Annotated in this window: 21 protein-coding genes; 13 read left to right on the top strand and 8 right to left on the bottom strand. The window is 63.5% G+C overall.

The features are described from left to right. Positions 1-136 precede the first annotated feature (136 nt). The 3 genes from BLS26_RS25255 to proC all read left to right on the top strand — a co-directional run bounded on the left by BLS26_RS25255 (position 137) and on the right by proC (position 2960). Positions 137-1114, top strand: coding sequence for a tripartite tricarboxylate transporter substrate binding protein (locus BLS26_RS25255; protein ID WP_092515290.1), 978 nt, complete (start codon positions 137-139; stop codon positions 1112-1114). Positions 1115-1457: 343 nt separating this feature from the next. Beyond that, positions 1458-1958 carry a YbjN domain-containing protein gene (locus tag BLS26_RS25250; RefSeq protein ID WP_092515289.1) on the top strand — a complete coding sequence of 167 codons (501 nt, stop codon included), beginning with the start codon at positions 1458-1460 and terminating at the stop codon, positions 1956-1958. A gap of 222 nt (positions 1959-2180) precedes the next feature. After that, the gene (gene proC, locus BLS26_RS25245) at positions 2181-2960 is read left to right on the top strand and encodes a pyrroline-5-carboxylate reductase (RefSeq protein ID WP_371361022.1); all 780 of its coding nucleotides are present in this window, start codon (positions 2181-2183) and stop codon (positions 2958-2960) included. Between the two features lie 109 nt (positions 2961-3069). Here the strand turns inward: proC and BLS26_RS25240 are convergent, their stop codons facing one another. The 4 genes from BLS26_RS25240 to BLS26_RS25225 all read right to left on the bottom strand — a co-directional run bounded on the left by BLS26_RS25240 (position 3070) and on the right by BLS26_RS25225 (position 6658). After that, positions 3070-3465: a thioesterase family protein gene (locus tag BLS26_RS25240; protein ID WP_092515288.1), complete on the bottom strand. Its 396-nt coding sequence runs from the start codon at positions 3463-3465 to the stop codon at positions 3070-3072. A gap of 106 nt (positions 3466-3571) precedes the next feature. Continuing rightward, positions 3572-3775: a tautomerase family protein gene (locus BLS26_RS25235; protein ID WP_025590867.1), complete on the bottom strand. Its 204-nt coding sequence runs from the start codon at positions 3773-3775 to the stop codon at positions 3572-3574. Between the two features lie 124 nt (positions 3776-3899). Then, on the bottom strand, positions 3900-5414 hold the full coding sequence (hisS, locus tag BLS26_RS25230; RefSeq protein ID WP_092515287.1) for a histidine--tRNA ligase: 1515 nt from the start codon (positions 5412-5414) through the stop codon (positions 3900-3902). 164 nt (positions 5415-5578) lie between these two features. Beyond that, positions 5579-6658 (bottom strand): branched-chain amino acid aminotransferase, encoded by a 1080-nt coding sequence (locus tag BLS26_RS25225; protein ID WP_092518546.1) that lies wholly within the window; start codon positions 6656-6658, stop codon positions 5579-5581. 456 nt (positions 6659-7114) lie between these two features. On the opposite strand from BLS26_RS25225, the gene BLS26_RS25220 reads away from it, so the two are divergent. From BLS26_RS25220 to BLS26_RS25210, 3 genes are read left to right on the top strand one after another with little or no spacing between them, the layout of a single operon-like run. Next, complete coding sequence (locus BLS26_RS25220) at positions 7115-7660, top strand: MarR family winged helix-turn-helix transcriptional regulator (protein WP_092515286.1); 546 nt, start codon at positions 7115-7117, stop codon at positions 7658-7660. Between the two features lie 12 nt (positions 7661-7672). Further along, positions 7673-8404 (top strand): response regulator, encoded by a 732-nt coding sequence (locus BLS26_RS25215; RefSeq protein WP_172804686.1) that lies wholly within the window; start codon positions 7673-7675, stop codon positions 8402-8404. Between the two features lie 18 nt (positions 8405-8422). Next, a complete protein-coding gene (locus BLS26_RS25210) occupies positions 8423-9808 on the top strand; it encodes an ATP-binding protein (protein ID WP_092515285.1) in 1386 nt (461 codons plus the stop codon). 15 nt (positions 9809-9823) lie between these two features. Here the strand turns inward: BLS26_RS25210 and BLS26_RS25205 are convergent, their stop codons facing one another. The 3 genes from BLS26_RS25205 to BLS26_RS25195 all read right to left on the bottom strand — a co-directional run bounded on the left by BLS26_RS25205 (position 9824) and on the right by BLS26_RS25195 (position 11325). Beyond that, a complete protein-coding gene (locus BLS26_RS25205) occupies positions 9824-10336 on the bottom strand; it encodes a DUF3617 family protein (RefSeq protein ID WP_092515284.1) in 513 nt (170 codons plus the stop codon). A 71-nt stretch (positions 10337-10407) separates the two neighbouring features. Next, positions 10408-10953 carry a DUF3617 family protein gene (locus tag BLS26_RS25200; RefSeq protein ID WP_092515283.1) on the bottom strand — a complete coding sequence of 182 codons (546 nt, stop codon included), beginning with the start codon at positions 10951-10953 and terminating at the stop codon, positions 10408-10410. A 72-nt stretch (positions 10954-11025) separates the two neighbouring features. Next, positions 11026-11325, bottom strand: coding sequence for a hypothetical protein (locus BLS26_RS25195; protein ID WP_092515282.1), 300 nt, complete (start codon positions 11323-11325; stop codon positions 11026-11028). A 167-nt stretch (positions 11326-11492) separates the two neighbouring features. Here BLS26_RS25195 and BLS26_RS25190 point away from each other — a divergent pair, with 167 nt between their 5' ends. The 4 genes from BLS26_RS25190 to BLS26_RS25175 all read left to right on the top strand — a co-directional run bounded on the left by BLS26_RS25190 (position 11493) and on the right by BLS26_RS25175 (position 14303). After that, a complete protein-coding gene (locus BLS26_RS25190) occupies positions 11493-11969 on the top strand; it encodes a hypothetical protein (RefSeq protein WP_092515281.1) in 477 nt (158 codons plus the stop codon). A 220-nt stretch (positions 11970-12189) separates the two neighbouring features. Continuing rightward, positions 12190-12825, top strand: coding sequence for a ribonuclease T (locus tag BLS26_RS25185; RefSeq protein ID WP_371361019.1), 636 nt, complete (start codon positions 12190-12192; stop codon positions 12823-12825). 150 nt (positions 12826-12975) lie between these two features. Further along, the gene (locus tag BLS26_RS25180; protein ID WP_092515279.1) at positions 12976-13836 is read left to right on the top strand and encodes a 23S rRNA (adenine(2030)-N(6))-methyltransferase RlmJ; all 861 of its coding nucleotides are present in this window, start codon (positions 12976-12978) and stop codon (positions 13834-13836) included. Between the two features lie 251 nt (positions 13837-14087). Then, on the top strand, positions 14088-14303 hold the full coding sequence (locus tag BLS26_RS25175; protein WP_074823868.1) for a cold-shock protein: 216 nt from the start codon (positions 14088-14090) through the stop codon (positions 14301-14303). 179 nt (positions 14304-14482) lie between these two features. On the opposite strand, the gene BLS26_RS25170 is transcribed toward BLS26_RS25175, so the two are convergent. After that, positions 14483-15103, bottom strand: a complete 621-nt coding sequence (locus BLS26_RS25170; protein WP_172804685.1) for an outer membrane protein — start codon at positions 15101-15103, stop codon at positions 14483-14485. A gap of 297 nt (positions 15104-15400) precedes the next feature. On the opposite strand from BLS26_RS25170, the gene uvrC reads away from it, so the two are divergent. The 3 genes from uvrC to moaD all read left to right on the top strand — a co-directional run bounded on the left by uvrC (position 15401) and on the right by moaD (position 18440). Further along, positions 15401-17479 (top strand): excinuclease ABC subunit UvrC, encoded by a 2079-nt coding sequence (uvrC, locus tag BLS26_RS25165; protein WP_092515277.1) that lies wholly within the window; start codon positions 15401-15403, stop codon positions 17477-17479. An 86-nt stretch (positions 17480-17565) separates the two neighbouring features. Next, positions 17566-18192, top strand: coding sequence for a CDP-diacylglycerol--glycerol-3-phosphate 3-phosphatidyltransferase (gene pgsA, locus BLS26_RS25160; RefSeq protein WP_092515276.1), 627 nt, complete (start codon positions 17566-17568; stop codon positions 18190-18192). Continuing rightward, positions 18189-18440: a molybdopterin converting factor subunit 1 gene (gene moaD / locus BLS26_RS25155; RefSeq protein ID WP_092515275.1), complete on the top strand. Its 252-nt coding sequence runs from the start codon at positions 18189-18191 to the stop codon at positions 18438-18440. The genes pgsA and moaD overlap by 4 nt, the downstream gene beginning before the upstream one ends. Positions 18441-18467: the final 27 nt, after the last annotated feature.

The following is an 18467-nucleotide window of genomic DNA, read 5'->3' as shown; positions in this document are numbered from 1 at the left end:
AAACGCCGAGACAGGGGCAAGCACCTTTGGCATCGGGAATTGGCATGTCCCCATGCCCCCGGAACAGGGCAGGTCCACGCCTTTACTCAGGTCGCGGCAACTGGGATAGCCTTGTCGTCAACAGGGGCGCAACAGCATGAAACTTCTCCGCCGCAATTTCCTTAAACTCGCAGCAACCGCCGCCATCACGCCGGCCCTGCCGCGGCTTGCCTTTGCGCTCGATTATCCGACCCGGCCGACGCGCATCATCGCCGGCTTTGCCGCAGGCGGCGGCGTCGACATCACCGCGCGCCTGATCGGCCAGTGGCTCGCCGACCATCTCGGCCAGCCCTTCGTGGTGGAAAACCGGACCGGCGCCGGCGGCAACATCGGAACCGAAGCGGTCGTCAATTCGGCCGCCGACGGCTACACGCTGCTGCTCGCCACGGTGCCGAACGCGGTCAACGCCTCGCTCTACGACAATCTCAAATTCAATTTCGTGCGCGACATCGCACCCGTCGCGGCCGTCATCCGCGTGCCCATGGTGGTGCTGGTGCACCCCTCGGTGCCGGCGCAGACGATTCCGGAATTCATCGCCTACGCGAAAGCCAATCCGGGCAAGATCAACATGGCCTCGGCCGGCAGCGGCAGCGCGCCGCATATGGCCGGCGAGCTGTTCAAGATGATGACCGGCGTCGACATGGTGCACGTGCCCTATCGCGGCCAGGGCCCGGCGATGACGGACCTGCTCGGCGGCCAGGTGCAGATCCTGTTTGCGGCAGCCCCCGGAACCGCCGAATACGTCAGAACAAACAAGCTGCGCGCGCTCGCGGTGACGACAGCCGCGCGTATGCCCGACCTGCCGGAGGTGCCAAGCGTCGGCGATTTCGTGGCGGGCTATGAAGCCAGCCAGTGGTACGGCTTCGCCGCACCGAAAAACACGCCGGCCGAGATCGTCGACAAGCTCAACAAGGAAATCAATGTCGCGATGGCCGATCCCGGCATGAAGGCCAAGCTCGCCGCGATCGGCGGCGAGACCATGCCGGGCTCGCCGGCCGAGTTCGGCAAGTTGATCGCGGACGAAACCGAGAAGTGGGGCAAGGTGGTCCGCACCGCCGGCATCAAGCCGGAATAGGATTCGCAAGCAGCACGCGTTTACAAAAAATTAACCATTAGGGCAGCACGCTGGCGCATCGACGCGTCGCCGGCGGGCCCGATTCACGCTTCCGTGAATCCGATTCCGGTTTGTTCCAAAAGTTAACGTGTATGACGGTCATGAGCTGTGGACGACGGCGCTTTGGCCTGTGGACGGACTCTTGGGTGAGTTGCGCGGATTCCGCAAATCACATCACTTGAGCCCGGCAGCCCCCGGCACGATCAAGGCGATCAGGGGACTGCAGCCGGCCGCGACGTAGCAGTTCAGCGCGTGCCGTTTCCCGTTGCGTATCAAAAGACTTCAAGAACAAGGTCGAGACGGAATGTCCCTCCTCGAAGGCACTATCGATTCCCGGATCAATCCGCTCGCGGTGGTCGAGGATATCGCCGCCGATAACAACTGGGCGTTCGAGCGCTCCGGCGAAGACGAAGTCACGATCGTCTCCAAGGGAAGCTGGACCGACTACCAGCTCTCCTTCACCTGGATGCCCGAGATCGAAGCGCTGCATCTGGCCTGCGCCTTCGACATGAAGATTCCCGCCGCACGGCGCGGCGAGGTGCAGCGGCTGATCGCCGCGATCAACGAGCAACTATGGGTCGGCCATTTCGACATCTGGAACCACACCGGCATGATCATGCACCGGCAGGCGCTGGTGCTGCCGGGCGGGCTGACCGCCTCGGCCGCGCAATGCGAGGCCATGCTGGTCGGCGCCATCCATGGCTGCGAGCGCTATTACCCCGCGTTCCAGTTCGTGGTCTGGGCCGGCAAGACCGCCGCGGAAGCGATGAGCGCGGCGATGTTCGATACCGAGGGCGAGGCGTAACTGTCGTCCCGGCCAAGCGAAGCGCGAGCCGGGACCCATACGCCGTGACCTCTGGGCCCAAGCAAACTGCTTGTGGCCTCTGTCCCGCTTTACTAGAACCACCTGTGGTTATGGGTCCCTGCTTTCGCAGGGACGACAGCGGTATATGTGGTGACGGCTTTGAATACGACCAACGCTTTGAAAAACGTCCACGGCACCATCGCCCTTGCCGGCGCCGGCAAGATGGGCGGCGCGATGCTGAGCGGGTGGCTGGCGCAGGGGCTCGACGCCAAACGCGTCGTGGTGATCGAGCCGCATCCGTCCCCTGAGATCACAGCGCTCGTCGCAAAAGGCATCCGCCTCAATCCACAGGCCAAGGAAGCCGGCGAGGTCGATACGCTGGTGGTCGCGGTGAAGCCACAATCGTTCCGCGAAGCCGGCGCTGCGTTGAAGGCTTTCGTCGGCCCGTCGACCTTGGTGGTCTCGATCATGGCGGGCACCACGATCGCCGTGCTTGAATCAGTCATGTTTGAAGCAGGCTCGGGCGGCAGCGTGGTCCGCGCCATGCCGAACACGCCGGCGGCGATCGGCCGCGGCATCACGGTCGCGGTGGCGGCGAAAAAAGTCAGCCCCGCGCAGCGCGCGGTCGCGGACGCGCTGCTGCGCGCCACCGGCTCGGTCGAATGGGTCGACAAGGAAAGCCTGATGGATGCGGTCACCGCGGTGTCCGGCTCGGGACCGGCCTACGTGTTCCTGCTCGCCGAAGAACTCGCCCGCGCCGGCGTCGCGGCCGGCCTGCCAGCAGAGCTGGCAACGAAACTGGCGCGCGAAACCGTCGCCGGCTCCGGTGAGCTGCTGCATCGCTCGGAGCTGACGTCGACCACCCTGCGCCAGAACGTCACCTCCCCTGGAGGCACCACCGCCGCCGCGCTCGAAGTCTTGATGGGTACCGGCGGCATGCAGACGCTGCTGACGCGCGCGGTCGCCGCGGCGACGCAAAGATCGAAGGATCTGGCGAAGTAGCTCCGATCCTCATCCTGAGGAGCATCGCAAAGCGATGCGTCTCGAAGGATGGATATCGCCCGTGGCCCATCCTTCGAGACGCGCTTCGCGCTCCTCAGGATGAGGACTGTCACTTCGGCTGCAACCGCCTGGTAAAAGTCTCAACATTGACAAGCCCACGGGCATGGCGGCCGTCGCCGATCTTGCGCTCGCCCTCGAAGGCTTCGACCTCGAAGCGGATCACGCGGCGTTCCACCGCAAAGACTTTGGCCGTCACCCGCACCGTCGAGCCGACCAGCGACGCGCCGAGATGGCGGATATCGACCTCGGTGCCAACGGTGACCCAGCCCGGCTGCAGATGGCCGCGGATCGCATCGCCCGACGCCAGCTCCATTTCCAGGATCATCATCGGTGTCGCGTAGACCATCGGCATGCCGGGCACGAAATGCCCGACCGTGCGCTCCGTCGGCACGACGAGAAAACGCTCGGCGCTCATGCCGATCTTGATGACGTCGCGTGCGTCCATGGGGATTCCGATGATCAGCCGTCGTTCCGGGGCGTCGCAAAGCGACGAACCCGGAACCTCGAGATTCCGGGTTCGCGCTGCGCGCGCCCCGGAATGACGGAGAAAACTACTTCTTCGCGGCTGCCGCGCGCTCGACGAAGGTCTTGCCGCCCTTCATCTTGTGGGCCAGCGGCGCTTCGTTGATCTGGATCACGACCGCATCGGCATCGACGCCGAGGTTCTTGACCAGTGCCTGGGTGATGTCGCGCATCATGCCGGCCTTCTGTTCGTCGGTGCGGCCGGCGGCCATGCTCACGGTAATCTCAGGCATTTTGGTCTCCTCGTTGTTTTTCTTTTCGCAATAGTCGGGTTTATCCCGGCCATCCACGATCTCGTCCATCAAACAAGACGTGGATGCCCGGCACAAGGCCGGGCATGACGGCTTGAATGAATAGCTATCCCCACTTCACGTCATGGCGGGCTAGGACTTTTCGGACCTCATCGACCAGATCGGCCTCATCGACCATGTACTGGGCCTCGGTCTGCTTTTTCAGATATTCCTCGCGGTCCTTGATCTCGGTGAGCCCTGCCCCGAGGATCAGATCCTTGATCTGGACCTTGCCGTTGGCCTTCTCGTCGCTGCCCTGAATGATCGCGCAAGGGCTGTTGCGCCGGTCGGCATATTTCATCTGCTGGCCGAGGCTGTGCTTGGGATTGCCGAGATAAAGCTCGGCGCGAATGCCGGCGTTGCGCAGCTTCGCCACCATCTGCTGATAGCCCGCGATCTCGCCGCCGAACACGGTGACCACGACCGGCCCGAACGCCGGCTTGGTGTCGAGCTTGCCGAGCATCGTCAGCGCGGCCTGCAGCCGCGACACGCCGATCGAAAATCCCGTCGCCGGCACTGGCTCGCCGCGAAAGCGCGAGACCAGGCCATCGTAACGCCCGCCGCCGCCGACCGAACCGAAGCGCACGGGGCGGCCTTTTTCGTCTTTGGTCTCTAACGTGAGTTCGACCTCGTAGACCGGGCCGGTGTAATACTCGAGACCGCGGACGACGGAGGGATCGATGCTGATGCGATCCGCGCCATAGCCGGATGCGGTGACCAGTTTGGCGATCTCTTCGAGTTCGCTCACGCCAGCCTGGCCGACTTCGCTCTTGCTGAGATATGTATCAGCCGCAGCAATCGCCTGTTTCCAGTCGTCGCGTTTTGCGGTGACGGCCAGAACGACATCGGCTTCCGCCGCGCTCAAGTTCGCGCCCTTGGTGAAGTCGCCCTTGCCCTCTTCGCCACCGTCCCAACGACCGGGACCGAGCAGTTTGCGAACTTCATCGGCGGAAAATTTGTCGAGCTTGTCGATCGCGCGCAGCACGGTCAGCCGACGCCCGGCATTGTCCTCGCCGCCAAGGCCAATCGCCTCCAGCACGCCATCGAGCACCTTGCGGTTGTTCACCTTCACGACATAGCTGCCGCGGGGGATGCCGAGCGCTTCCATCGTGTCGGCGGCCATCATGCACATCTCGGCATCGGCAGCCGCCGTTGGCGCACCTACCGAGTCGGCATCGAACTGCATGAACTGGCGAAAACGTCCGGGGCCGGGCTTCTCGTTGCGATAGACGTAGCCGACGCGGTAGCTGCGGTAGGGTTTCGGGAGCGAATCGAAATTCTCGGCGACATAGCGCGCCAGCGGCGCGGTCAGGTCGTAGCGCAGCGAGATCCACTGCTCGTCATCGTCCTGGAACGAAAACACGCCCTCGTTCGGCCGGTCCTGGTCAGGCAAGAATTTTCCGAGCGCGTCGGTGTATTCCATCGCCGGCGTCTCGACCGGCTCGAAGCCGTAGCGCTCATAGACGTCGCGGATTTTCTCGACCATCTGGCGCGTGGCCGCGATCGCGGCCGGGCCACGATCTTCCAGCCCGCGCGGCAGCCGAGCGCGTAGTTTCTGCGGTTTTTTGGGTTTTTCAGCCATGCGGGCGTTTACCAGCCGACGCGGAAGGCGGCAACTGTGCTGACTTCGCTCCCTCTCCCGCTCTTGCGGGGGAGGGCTGGGGTGGGGGCGACGCGGGCGACAGTGCGTGTGGCTGGCACCCCCACCCCGCCCCTCCCCCGCAAGCGGGAGAGGGAGAAGAAAAATCAAAAAACCTTCTTGATCCAGTTGTGCGGGTCGTTGGTCCGGCCGTACTGGATGTCGACCAGTTTCTTGCGCATGCCCATGGCGATCGGACCGGCGACGCCGCCGCTGATCTGGAAGTCACCACTGCCCGAACAGACCTTGCCGATCGGCGAGATCACGGCCGCGGTGCCGCAGGCAAAGGCTTCCTTGAGCTTGCCGCTGGCGGCGTCCGCGCGCCACTGCTCGATCGAGTAGAGCTCCTCGCGGACGCGCATGCCGGCATCCTTGGCAAGCGCGATGATGGAATCGCGGGTGATGCCGGGCAGGATGGTGCCGAGCGGCGGCGTCAAGAGCGAGCCGTCGTCGAACACGAAGAACACGTTCATGCCGCCGAGTTCCTCGACATAGCGGCGCTCGACCGCATCGAGGAACACGACTTGGTCGCAGCCGTGATCGATCGCCTCGGCCTGCGCCCGCAGGCTGGCGGCGTAGTTGCCGCCGCATTTGACGGCGCCGGTGCCGCCGATCGCGGCGCGGGTGTAGTTCTCCGACACCCAGATCGACACCGGCGCGGGTCCGCCCTTGAAATAGGAGCCGACCGGCGAGGCAATGACGGCAAAGATGTATTCCGCCGAAGGCTTGACGCCGAGGAAGATCTCGCTCGCGACCATGAACGGCCGCAGATAGAGACTGCCCTCGCCGCCAGGGATCCAGGCACGGTCGATCCGCACGAGCTGCTCGACCGCCTCGATGAACACGGACTCCGGCACCTGCGCCATCGCCATGCGATCGGCCGAATTGTGGAAGCGTTTGGCATTGGCGTCGGGGCGGAACAGGTTCACGCCGCCGTCGTCGCGCTTGTAGGCCTTGAGGCCTTCGAAAATTTCCTGCGCATAGTGCAGCACCGCGGCCGCCGGATCGAGCGGGAAATTGGCGCGGGATTCGACCCGCGCGCCATGCCAGCCCTTGGCCTGGTTGTAGCGGACGATCGACATGTGATCGGTGAAAACCCGGCCGAAGCCGGGGTCCACCAGCTTGGCCGCGCGGTCCTTCTCGGAGGTCGGGGTCGCCGTCGGCTGGATGTCGAATGTCACGCTCATGGCCTTGCTTCCTGCTGCCGGTGCGATCTCTGGCGCCGGCCTTTCCTTGAGGGCCTGCTGGGCCGACTTGTTGAACGACATGGGCTCTCTCCCGGATTGGCGCGGATCGCGCGCCTGGCGTCTTGGCGCCGTTGAAGGTGCCTGGACCTCACCTGCACCGGCAGTTCTAACCCTCAAGAGCCAAGACCTTTTCGAGCCGTGACCTTTAAGGGCCTTGCCACCGGTGTCCATCGCCATCATGTCCATTGAGGACATGCTTTTGCGGAATGCCGAAGTCCAGTATGTTTGCCGAAATGCCGCTCGACAATCGCACGGTAGTCAAATTCGCGGCCGTTGCCGCCATTGCTGGCTTTTTCCGGCTGCTTGAAACGTCGCCAAGGTCGAAACAAGATCGAAACGACTTAAAGTTTCGCCGTGGCTGGCAGTTTTGTAACATTGAACCCAAGATATGTCAACATGACTGACATAAATTTCTCAAGGCCATCCGGCGAGCCCGATTCGAAGGGCACCGAGGGCGTGTCCCCCACCCCACGGACGGGCGAATTGCGCTGGGACATCATCGAATTGTTGTTCTTTGCCTATCGCGACTTCGTCGGCGACGCCGACCACGAGCTCGAGGCTTTCGGCTTCGGCCGCGCCCATCACCGGGTGATGCATTTTGTCCACCGTTATCCCGGCCTCAAGGTCGCCGATCTCCTGGATGTCCTGCGCATCACCAAGCAATCGCTCGGACGTGTCCTGAAACAACTGCTGGACGAGGGCTACATCATCCAGAAGACCGGCAACAACGATCGCCGGCAGCGCCTGCTTTACGCCACACCAAAGGGCGAGGCATTGGTCGCAAAACTGGCCGGCCTGCAGACCGACCGCATCACCCGCGCGCTCGGCGCGGTCGATCCATCGGGCATCGCGGCCATCAGCCAGTTCCTGCGCGCGATGATCGATCGCGACGATCCGGATAAAGTGCTGGAAGCGATCTTCGGTACCGGCAAGAAATCTTAGGGAGTGACCCTGGTGCAAGCAGCAACCATCGCCTCAGCCACCGCGCGCGCGCCGCTGAAGCCGGCCGACGACGCCCCGCATCTTTTGCTGGTCGACGACGACCGCCGCATCCGCGATCTGCTGTCGCGCTTTCTGTCCGGCGAGGGCTATCGCGTCACCACGGCGGCGAGCGCCGGCGATGCGCGCGCCAAGCTGCTCGGCCTTCACTTTGATCTGTTGATCCTCGACGTCATGATGCCCGGCGAAACCGGTTTCGATCTGGCGCGCTTCATTCGCACCTCCTCCTCGGTGCCGATCATCATGCTGACGGCGCGCCACGAAGCCGAAGCCCGGATCGAGGGCCTTCAAATTGGCGCCGACGATTACGTCGCAAAACCGTTCGAGCCGCGCGAGCTGGTGTTACGGATCGGCAATATTCTCAAGCGCACCGCGCCGCCGCCGGTGGAAACGCTGGAGCAGATCGCCTTCGGGCCCTACGTCTATCATCTGGAGCGCGGCGAATTGCGCCAGGGCGAGGAGATCATTCACCTGACCGACCGCGAGCGCGAAATGCTGCGCATTCTCGCCGTCAGCCCCGGCGAGACCGTGCCGCGCGCGGCGCTGACCGGCGGCGGCACCGTCAACGAGCGCGCGGTCGACGTGCAGATCAACCGTCTGCGGCGCAAGATCGAAAAGGATCCCGCCAATCCTCTGTTCCTGCAAGCGGTGCGCGGCATCGGCTATCGCCTGGTGGCGTCGCCGTAATGTGTCTGTAAACCCGACATGAGCACGCTCGACACCGGCCTGACCCTGATCCGCAACGCGTCGCAGCGCGTGTCCGCGGCCAATGGCTGGATGGGCAACGCGTTCAAGAGCTGGATGCCGACCGGCCTCTACGCCCGCGCGCTCCTGATCATGATCGTGCCGATGGTGATCCTGCAGACCGTGGTCGCCTTCGTGTTCATGGAGCGGCACTGGAATACGGTGACGCGGCGGTTGTCGGCCGCGGTGGTGCAGGACATCGCCAGCCTGATCGACGTCTACAAATCCTACCCGCAGGACAAGGATCGCGCGCAACTGAAGCGGATCGGGCAGCGGCTGCAACTGGTGGTCGACTTTCTGCCCGGCGGCGACATGCCGCCGCCCGGCCCGAAACCGTTCTTCTCGCTGCTCGACCAGACGCTGTCGGTGCAGCTCGGCCGCCAGATCGGCCGACCGTTCTGGATCGATACCGTCGGCAATTCCAACCTGGTTGAAATCCGCATCCAGCTCGACGATTCCGTGATGCGCGTATTCGCCCAGCGCAGCGCCGCCTACGCCTCCAATTCGGAGATCTTCATCTTCTGGATGCTCGGGACCTCCTCGATCCTGCTGATCGTCGCGGTGCTGTTCCTGCGCAACCAGATCAAGCCGATCCTGCGGCTGGCGGACGCCGCCGAAAGCTTCGGCAAGGGCCGCGAGGCGCCGAACTTCCGTCCCCGCGGCGCGCGCGAAGTGCGGCGCGCCGCGCAGGCGTTCCTGGAAATGAAGGCGCGCATCGAGCGCACGATCGAACAGCGCACCGCGATGCTGGCCGGGGTGTCGCACGATTTGCGCACCATCCTGACCCGCTTCAAGCTCGAACTGGCGCTGATCGGCGACAGCCCCGAAGTCGACGGCATGCGCAAGGATGTCGACGAGATGTCGGCGATGCTGGAGGCCTATCTCTCGTTTGCGCGCGGCGACTCCGGCGAGATCGCCCAGCCCACCGACATGACGATGGCGCTGGAGGAATTGCGCAGCGACGCCGAGCGCAACGGCCATGCCACCACAGTGACGTTCCACGGCCTGCCGGTCGTGATCGTCAAGCCGGCCTCGTTCAAGCGCTGCCTCGCCAACCTCGTCTCCAACGCCGCGCGGCACGCCAAGACCATTTCGATCACCGGCCACCGCGATCACCGCTATCTGACCGTCACCGTCGACGACGATGGGCCTGGCATTCCCGTCAACATGCGCGAGGAAGTGTTCAAGCCGTTCCTGCGGCTCGACGACGCCCGCAACCAGGACGAAGGCGGGACAGGTTTGGGTCTCGCCATCGCCCGCGACATCGCCCGTTCGCACGGCGGCGACATCACACTCGGCGACAGCCCGATGGGCGGATTGCGGGCGGCGGTCAGGGTGCCGGTGTAGCTGACAACGACGCCGTTATTTCAGCCGCAGAATCAATTTTCCATCGTGTTCGCGGGCGTCATTGATGTTCATCTTCAACCCGCTGGGCATCATGATGATATCGCCAGGCTTCTGATCGGGTTTGCAGTCACCCAGCCATTTCGCTTCCGTCGTCATGGTCAGCTCAATCGGCACACCGGACGAACCGCGTTGGCGACGCGTCGTGGACGTTGCGATGTATTGGGAGTTCGTATCGCCGACAATTTCGGAATGCCGTGTGGTCGACAGATCGCCGGAACTGCACACGCTATCGACGATGTAGCCGGTCGCGGTCTTCCTGATATCGTTTCTGGAGCAGACTTCCTTGGTCGAGGGCAAGGCTTCGCCGATGCATTGGTGCGTCATGGTCTCCGGCACCGGCGGATCGCCTAGCCGTTCCTTCATCTCCCACAACCCCGCCTTGCGAATCGAAATCTCGTCTGCATGAACGTCGAAGGCCGACAGCAGCGCGACGGTCGCCAGACAGGAAGAGAAGGTGTTTTTTATCATGCTTCGCGCGCTGCGAAAATCCGGTGGTCAGGCGGTAGGTTCGTTCCGTCAGGACAGGCGACGAGCGAAGATCACTTCGGCAGTTGCTTGGGGATCAGGTCCTTCAGCTTCTGCATATCCTTGATGTTCATCTTCATGCCGCCGGGCATCATGATGTCGCCGGCCTTCTGGTCGGCCTTGCAGGCGCCCAGCCACTTCGCCTCGATCGTCGTGGTCGAATCGCGCGCCACGCCGGTCGGGCCACGCTCCGAATGCGAGGTCGACTTCACGGTATAGGCCGAATTGAAGTCGCCGGTGATCTCGGAATGCGAGGTGATCGACATCCCGGCGATGCCGCAGACGGAATCGCTGACGTAACCGGTCGCGGTCTTCTGGACGTCCTGCTTCGAGCACATCTCCTTGGCCATCGGCGAGAACGAGGTGCTCATCTCCTTGTCGGTGGTCTCGTCGGTGCAATGCTGCATCGTCATGTCGGGCACCGCCGAGCCGGTGTGCAGCACCTTCATTTCCCACAGGCCGGCCTTGCGCACCGGCAACTCGACCGCGCTGGCCGCATTCGCCGGCGATAGCGCCAGCAGGCAAAGTGCCGAACCAAATGCGAGAAGCTGTCGCGTCATGCTCGCGCTCCCGGCCAATTGAGATGTGCCTGTTGAGGTTGAGGTGGGACTTAAGTGGCCAAGTGTTGCCGCTCAGTAGGCGGCGCGCAACGGCCGCTCGTTGGCGCCGTAGGGCACCCAGCGGCAGGCGAACGAGATATAGCCGCCGTCATGAGGCTCGACCGAGAGGAATTTCACCACCTTGCCGTAACCAGCACAATGATCGACCGCGAGTTGGCGGACATCGACAGTGGTCGCCGTCGAATAAGCGATAATGCCGCCGGTGTCGTTGCCCTTGAACGGCGGCACCCAGTTAAGCCAGTCGGCCTGCGCCGGTACGCTCACCAGCATCCCGGAGATGGCAACCAGGCACGCGGCCCCAATCATTCGCATCGCAGACTCCATTTCGCTCTGGCCCCACCATAGAGGGCGTAGACGACCGTGAAAAGAATGCCGTGCGGCCAAAAACCGACTTGTCCGCCAAGTGTTGCCGCGTTGCACTTGACCTTGTCCGGGCTTCACGGCACCGTCCCACACACTGGATGACCGGCGGAATCCCCATGCGAAACCTGTACCCCTTCCTGAAATCGCTCGGCCTGGTGGCCGCGTTGGCCGTTTTGGCCTCCGGCGCCCTCTTGGTATCTGAATTGCCGGCCCGGGCCGCCAATCCGCTCGAATTGAACTTCGGGCTGTTCGGACCGAAATATGACGGACGCGTCGCCGAGTGCGAACGGGCGCTCTCGACCATCACCTCGCAGTTCCAGGACAAGGAAAGCACCTACTGGAATTCGTCGCTGACGATCACCGCCTATGGCCGGGTCCACGAGACCGCCTTTCGGCCCTGGCAATCCGACAACATTCCGCGCCGTTATTGCACCGCCGACGTCATGACGAGCGACGGCAAGTTGCGCCAGGTGCACTTCGCCATTGTCGAGGACGGCGGCTTTGCCGGCTACGGCCAGGGCGTCGAATGGTGCGTGACCGGGCTCGATCGCAACTGGGCCTACAATCCGAGCTGCAAGGCCGGCCGCCCCTGATTTCCGTCCGATTCTCAGGCCTGATCGCTGGCTGAGTTCGCCTGATAGCGGCTGCCGGCGCGGATGTTTTGACTTATCGCATTTTGTTCTTGAAATGTTCTCGCGCCCTGCTAGGCTCGGATCGCCTCGTCAAAAGGGGCGCGCGTAACAGGGGCGTTTGATGTTTCGATCAGTCGTTATTTCCCGCACGATTTCCCGACTTCTCATTTCGCTGGTTCTCATGGTCGCTGCCGCCGGGATGGCGTCCGCCCAGGACCGCCGGCAAAATACCCCGGGTGAATTCGATTTCTATGTGCTGTCGCTGTCCTGGTCGCCCTCGTTCTGCGAGCAGGCTTCCGAACGCGGCAATAACGGCCGGTCCGGCGCCCAGTGCGCCGGCCGGCCCTTCTCGTTCGTGGTGCACGGCCTGTGGCCGCAATATGAGCGCGGCTTTCCCGAATATTGCCAGCGGTCGGCGGAATGGCTCGATCGCAACATCATGACCTCGATGCTGGACCTGATGCCGGCGCCCGGCCTGATCTTCAATGAATGGAAGAAGCACGGCACCTGTTCGGGTCTCGGCGGCCGGGCCTATTTCGAGACCATCCGCAAAGCCCGCGCGGCGGTGAAAATCCCCGAGGAATTCCTGCAATTGTCGGAACCGAAAACCATCGCCCCTGACGACATCGAGGCGGCCTTCATCAAGGTCAATCCCGGCCTGAGCCCTTCGGCGGTTTCGGTGACCTGTGACTCCAAGCGCCTCGGCGAAGTCCGGATCTGCCTCAGCAAGGATCTCCAGTTCCGCTCCTGCGAGGAAATCGACCGCCGCGCCTGCCGGCGCGACCAGGTGCTGATGCCGCCGGTACGGGGCGGGTAATACATTCACCGTCATTCCGGGGCGATGCGCAGCATCGAACCCGGAATCTCGAGATTCCCCGGGGTGCAATTGCACCCCTGAGGTTCGCGCTATCGTGCGCCCCGGAATGACGGGCGTTACTTTCGCCGCACGATGTCGTAACCCCTCCCCATGAACTACCGACACGCCTTTCACGCCGGCGGCTTTGCCGACGTCATCAAGCACATCGTGCTGGTGCGCATGCTGACCTATCTGCAGGAGAAGCCGGCCGCCTTTCGCGTCATCGACACCCATGCCGGCGCCGGGCGCTATGATCTCACCGGGGACGAAGCCAAGCGCAGCGGCGAATGGCTGACCGGAATTGCGCGGGTGATGGCGGCACGGTTCTCGGAAGCGGCCCAGCCGCTGATCGGGCCGTATCTCGATATCATCCGGGCGTTCAACCCGCCGGGCGAACTGAAGGCCTATCCGGGATCGCCGTTGATTGCGCGTGCGCTGCTGCGGCCGCAGGATCGGCTGACGGCGTGCGAAATCGAAAAGAGTGCCCACCGGCAATTGATCGACGCGCTGCGCCGCGACACCCAGGCGCGGATCGTCGACCTCGACGGCTGGACCGCACTGCCGGCCTTCGTGCCGCCGAACGAGCGGCGCGGCTTGGTGCTGATCGACCCGTCGTTCGAACAGAAGGACGAGTTCGAAACCCTGGCCGACGGTTTTACCGAGGCCTACGCGAAATGGCCGACCGGCAGCTATCTGATCTGGTACCCGGTCAAGAGCCGGCGCATGACCGACGAACTCGCGCGCCATGTCGCCGCCGTGACGGCCGAAAGCAGGCCGGCGGGAAAATGCTTGCGGCTCGAGTTCAGCGCAGCCCCGCAGCAGGCCGGCGGCCCCCTCACCTCGACCGGTCTTCTGATGGTCAATCCGCCGTGGACGCTGGCGGGTGAACTGAAAACCATTCTACCCGAGCTGGAAAAGCCGCTCGGCCAGGGCGGCGCCGCCCGTTTCAGGCTCGAAACGCCAAAGCCTTGAGCCCTCGCTTTCTAGTGCGTTTGACGTAGGCAACTTGCTCGGAACCGTATTATGCTCGGCCCGTTGGGACTGGCTTTACGTTCCGCTTCCGCGAATGGTAGCGGCGGAGTGATCAAGGCCTAAGAAAAATCCAGGCGGATCGGTGGCGTGACCCGATCGGCTCAGGTGGCCAAGCTTCCGGCAGCGAATGTCCGGTCGGCCGATACGCAGATTGTGCGTACCGGCGGAGCAGTACGGGGGAGGAGTTCCCGATGGCCATGACTGGTACGGTCAAGTTCTTCAATGGAGAGCGCGGCTACGGCTTCATCAAGCCCGATGACGGCGGTCGCGATGTGTTCGTTCACATCACCGCCGTGGAGCGGGCCGGATTGAAGGATCTGACTGAGGGACAGCGCATTACGTTCGAGGTCGAACCGGACAAGAAGGGCAAAGGCCCCAAGGCGGTCAACCTGGTGATTTCAGCGTGAGCTGACGCTTACGCTCGGAAGCAGACGAGTTCTTGCCGGCGAAAATTCGGCCGGGCGCGGCGGCGTCTCCGGGATCGTGGAGGCGTGCACCGCAGGCACCACAAGGCGGTGGCCGCCGGCCAAAAAAATCCCGGCGGCTTGCGGCCGCCGGGAGGTTGTCACGAATGGTTTTCTTGTTCTCAGAAGTGATAGTTCACGCCGGCTCGTATCAATCCGAACCGGTAGCCGTTTGACGCACCTGTAACGACGAAATTGCTGTTGTTCAGATCGACATAAAGATATTCGACCTTGGCGCTCCAGTTCGGCGCAAAGCCCATTTCTGCGCCGACGCCGAGCGTCCAGCCCGCATTGGTATTGGATTCCGACAGCCCGAAGGTGGTAGCGCGCAGTTCGCCGAACGCCAGACCGCCGGTACCGTAGAACAACACGTTGTTGAGGGCATAGCCGGCCCGGCCGCGCAGCGTGCCGAACCAGGGATTGGAGAATTTCCACGGCGCAAAGGTCTGCTCGGCGCCGCTCGCCTGGATGTCGCCTTCGACGCCGAACACCCAGGGACCGTTCTGCCAGTTGTAGCCGGCCTGAACGCCGCCCGCAAAACCCGACGGCTTGGTCGGATTGTTGTCGACCGAGCCCCAGGCATAGCCGAGGTTGCCGCCGAGATAGGGACCGGCCCAGCTATAGGCATTGAGCGGCTGATTGACGGTATAGGGCGCGCGTCCGTAGTTGAGATCGGCCGCCTGCGCCGACATGGTCCAGCCGGCTGCGATCAACACCAGCGCCCGCAAAACAGACTTGTTCATCACGCAACTCCACGCAACTGCCGCGACCGCCGGTTCAACACGCCGGCTTGGTTACGGAATTCCAATTTTTTCCCGTAAGATTTATCGAGAGTTTTAAGTTAAAGGGTTGTTAAGCTGGGTTACCGCCCGCTCATCATTCTTAAGAATGCGTTACCAGCGCCGTTTCCCTTGGCCCCGCCGCGCGCCCAGGCCCGCTTGCCATCTGCTTGTTCGGGCGTGATCTTTCGGCAAGTTCGGCTTCCGCTTTTCCGGATGCTGGCGCTGGCGATGCGGCCTTCCAGCGCTTAATTTAGGCCCATGGATCACGATTCTGCCGACCATCCGAAGGTCCCGCGCAAGCCGCGCCGGGGCTCGCAAGCCGATTTGCCGCCCGAGGGCCTTGTCTCTGCCGACGTCGATCCCGCGACGTCAGCCGCCGAGGAAGACGACGAAGCGCGCCTGCCGGAAGCCGCGGAGGAAACCTTAGATCCTGTGGCCGAAGGCACGCTGGCGGTCGGCCATGCCGCGATCGAAAACGCGGTGCGGCTGGCGCCGACCTCGCCCGGCGTCTACCGCATGCTCAATGCCGGAAACGACGTGCTGTACGTCGGCAAGGCCAAGAACGTCCGCAAGCGGCTGTCGTCCTACGCCCGCGTCAATGCACCGCTGCCGGCGCGCATCCTGCGCATGATCGCAGCGACCGTCACGGTCGAGATCATCTCCACCACGACCGAGACCGAAGCGCTGCTGCTGGAAGCCAACCTGATCAAGCAGTTGCGGCCGCGCTTCAACGTGCAACTGCGCGACGACAAGTCGTTTCCCTATATCCTGATCACTGGCGACCATTGGGCGCCGCAGATCCTCAAGCATCGCGGCGCGCAATCGCGTCCCGGCCGCTATTTCGGGCCGTTCGCCAACGCCGGCGCCGTCAACCGCACCATCACGGCGCTGCAGCGCGCGTTCCTGATCCGCTCCTGCACCGACGGCTTCTTCGAAAGCCGCACCCGGCCCTGCCTGCTCTATCAAATCCGCCGCTGCTCCGGCCCCTGTACCGGCGAGATCGATTTTCCCGGCTATACCGAACTGGTGCGCGAGGCCGGCGACTTCCTGTCGGGCCGCAGCCATGACGTCAAGAAGCAGCTCGCCGGCGAGATGGAGAAGGCCTCGGGCGAACTCGAATTCGAGACCGCCGCGCTCTACCGCGACCGCCTCGCAGCCCTTTCGGCGATCACGTCGCAGCAGGGCATCAATCCGCGCACCGTGGAAGAGGCCGACGTGTTCGCCATCCATCAGGAGGGCGGCTATTCCTGCGTCGAGGTGTTCTTCTTCCGCACCGGCCAGAACTGGGGCAACCGCGCCTATTTTCCGCGCGCGGAAAAATCATTCACCCCGGAGGAAGTGCTGGCCTCGTTCCTGGCGCAATTCTACGACGACAAGCCGCCGCCGAAACTGATCCTGCTGTCGCACGAGATCGAGGAGAGCGAATTGCTGGCCGACGCGCTCGCGGTCAAGGCCGGCAACAAGGTCGAAGTCTCGACGCCGAAGCGCGGCGAAAAGAAAGAGCTGATCGCGCATGCCTTGACCAATGCGCGTGAGGCCCTCGGCCGCAAGCTCAGCGATACCGCCACCCAAGGCCGGCTGTTGCAGGGCATGGCCACCACGCTGCAGTTGCCGGTGCCGCCGAAGCGCATCGAGGTCTACGACAACAGCCACATCCAGGGCACCAACGCGGTCGGCGCGATGATCGTGGCGGGACCGGACGGTTTTATCAAAAACCAGTACCGCAAGTTCAACATCAAGTCCGAAGGCCTGACGCCGGGCGACGACTACGCAATGATGCGCGAGGTGCTGGAACGGCGTTTCAAGCGGCTGTTGAAGCCGCCGGAGGGCGATGCCGCCCAAGGAAAATCTGGTGCCAAGGCCGACGACGATTCGTTTCCGCAATGGCCCGACCTCGTCATCATCGACGGCGGCCGCGGCCAGCTCAATGCGGTCAGGGAAATCTTCGAGGGGCTCGGGCTGACCCAGGTCTCGCTGATGGCGGTGGCCAAGGGCCCCGACCGCGATGCCGGCCGCGAGACCCTGTTCATGCCCGGCCGGGAGGCGATCAAGCTCGAGCCCCGCGACCCCGTGCTGTATTTCATCCAGCGGCTGCGCGACGAGGCCCATCGTTTCGTGATCGGATCGCACCGCAAACTGCGCAAAAAGGACATCAGGGAGGCCGGCCTGCAGGAAATCCCGGGCATCGGCCCGTCACGCAAACGTGCCTTGCTGCATCACTTTGGAACGCTGAAGGAAATCGAGCGGGCCTCGATCGCGGACCTTGGCAAGGTTCCAGGCGTTAGCGCCGAAAGCGCCCGCAAGATTTTCGAGTTTTTCCATGCCCAACCGGGTTAAACCGGGGGCGATTCACATGAACGTCGCCTGTGGCATCTTATGTCCGCATGGTTGACCTTCAGGCTCGAGCGGTATTGGTAAGACGGATGAACATCGCGACCACCACCAAAGGGCAGGCCAAACAGCCAAAAAGCCTGTCCCTGCCGAATATCCTGACCTACGCCCGCATCGCCGCGATCCCGGTGGTGGTCGGCTGCGTCTATGGCCAATCCATCATGGACGGCCCGCTGTGGCTGCGCTGGGTTGCGCTGGCGGTGTTCATCGCCGCCGGGGTGACCGACTATCTGGATGGCTACTATGCGCGAATCTGGGACCAGCAGTCCGCCTTCGGCCGGATGCTGGATCCGATCGCCGACAAGCTCTTGGTGGCTTCCTGCCTGCTGATCCTGGCGGCCGACAACTCAATCCACGGCTGGACGCTGTGGGCAGGCATCGTGATCCTGTGCCGAGAGATCCTGGTCTCCGGCCTGCGCGAATATCTCGCCGCCTTGCGGGTCAGCGTACCCGTGACCAAGCTGGCGAAATGGAAGACCACGGTACAGCTGGTCGCGATCGGCTTTTTGATCGCCGGCGAAGCCGGCGAGCAGATCCTGCCCGCGACCACCCTGATCGGCATCGTGCTGCTGTGGATGTCGGCGATCTTCACGATCTACACCGGCTGGGATTATTTCCGCGCCGGCATTCATCACCTCATCAAGGAGGATGAGGAATGAAGGTCAAATATTTCGCCTGGGTACGCGAGCGAATCGGCGTCGCCGAGGAAATCGTCGAGCCGCCCGCCAGCGTGCGCACGGTTGATGATCTGATCGGCTGGCTGTCTGCGCGCGGCGACACTTACGCCTACGCCTTCGAGACGCCGAGGGTGATCCGCGCCGCGATCGACCAGGCCCATGTCAGGCCGGACGCGGCTATCGCCGGCGCCCGGGAGATTGCGTTCTTCCCGCCGATGACCGGCGGCTAACAAAGCGTTTTCAAGCGACGTGGACCC

It is taken from the genome of Afipia sp. GAS231 (assembly GCF_900103365.1).
Taxonomy (GTDB): Bacteria; Pseudomonadota; Alphaproteobacteria; order Rhizobiales; family Xanthobacteraceae; genus Bradyrhizobium.
The sequence above is the reverse complement of the archived record's forward strand: the minus strand, read 5'-3'. Positions and strand labels throughout refer to the sequence as shown.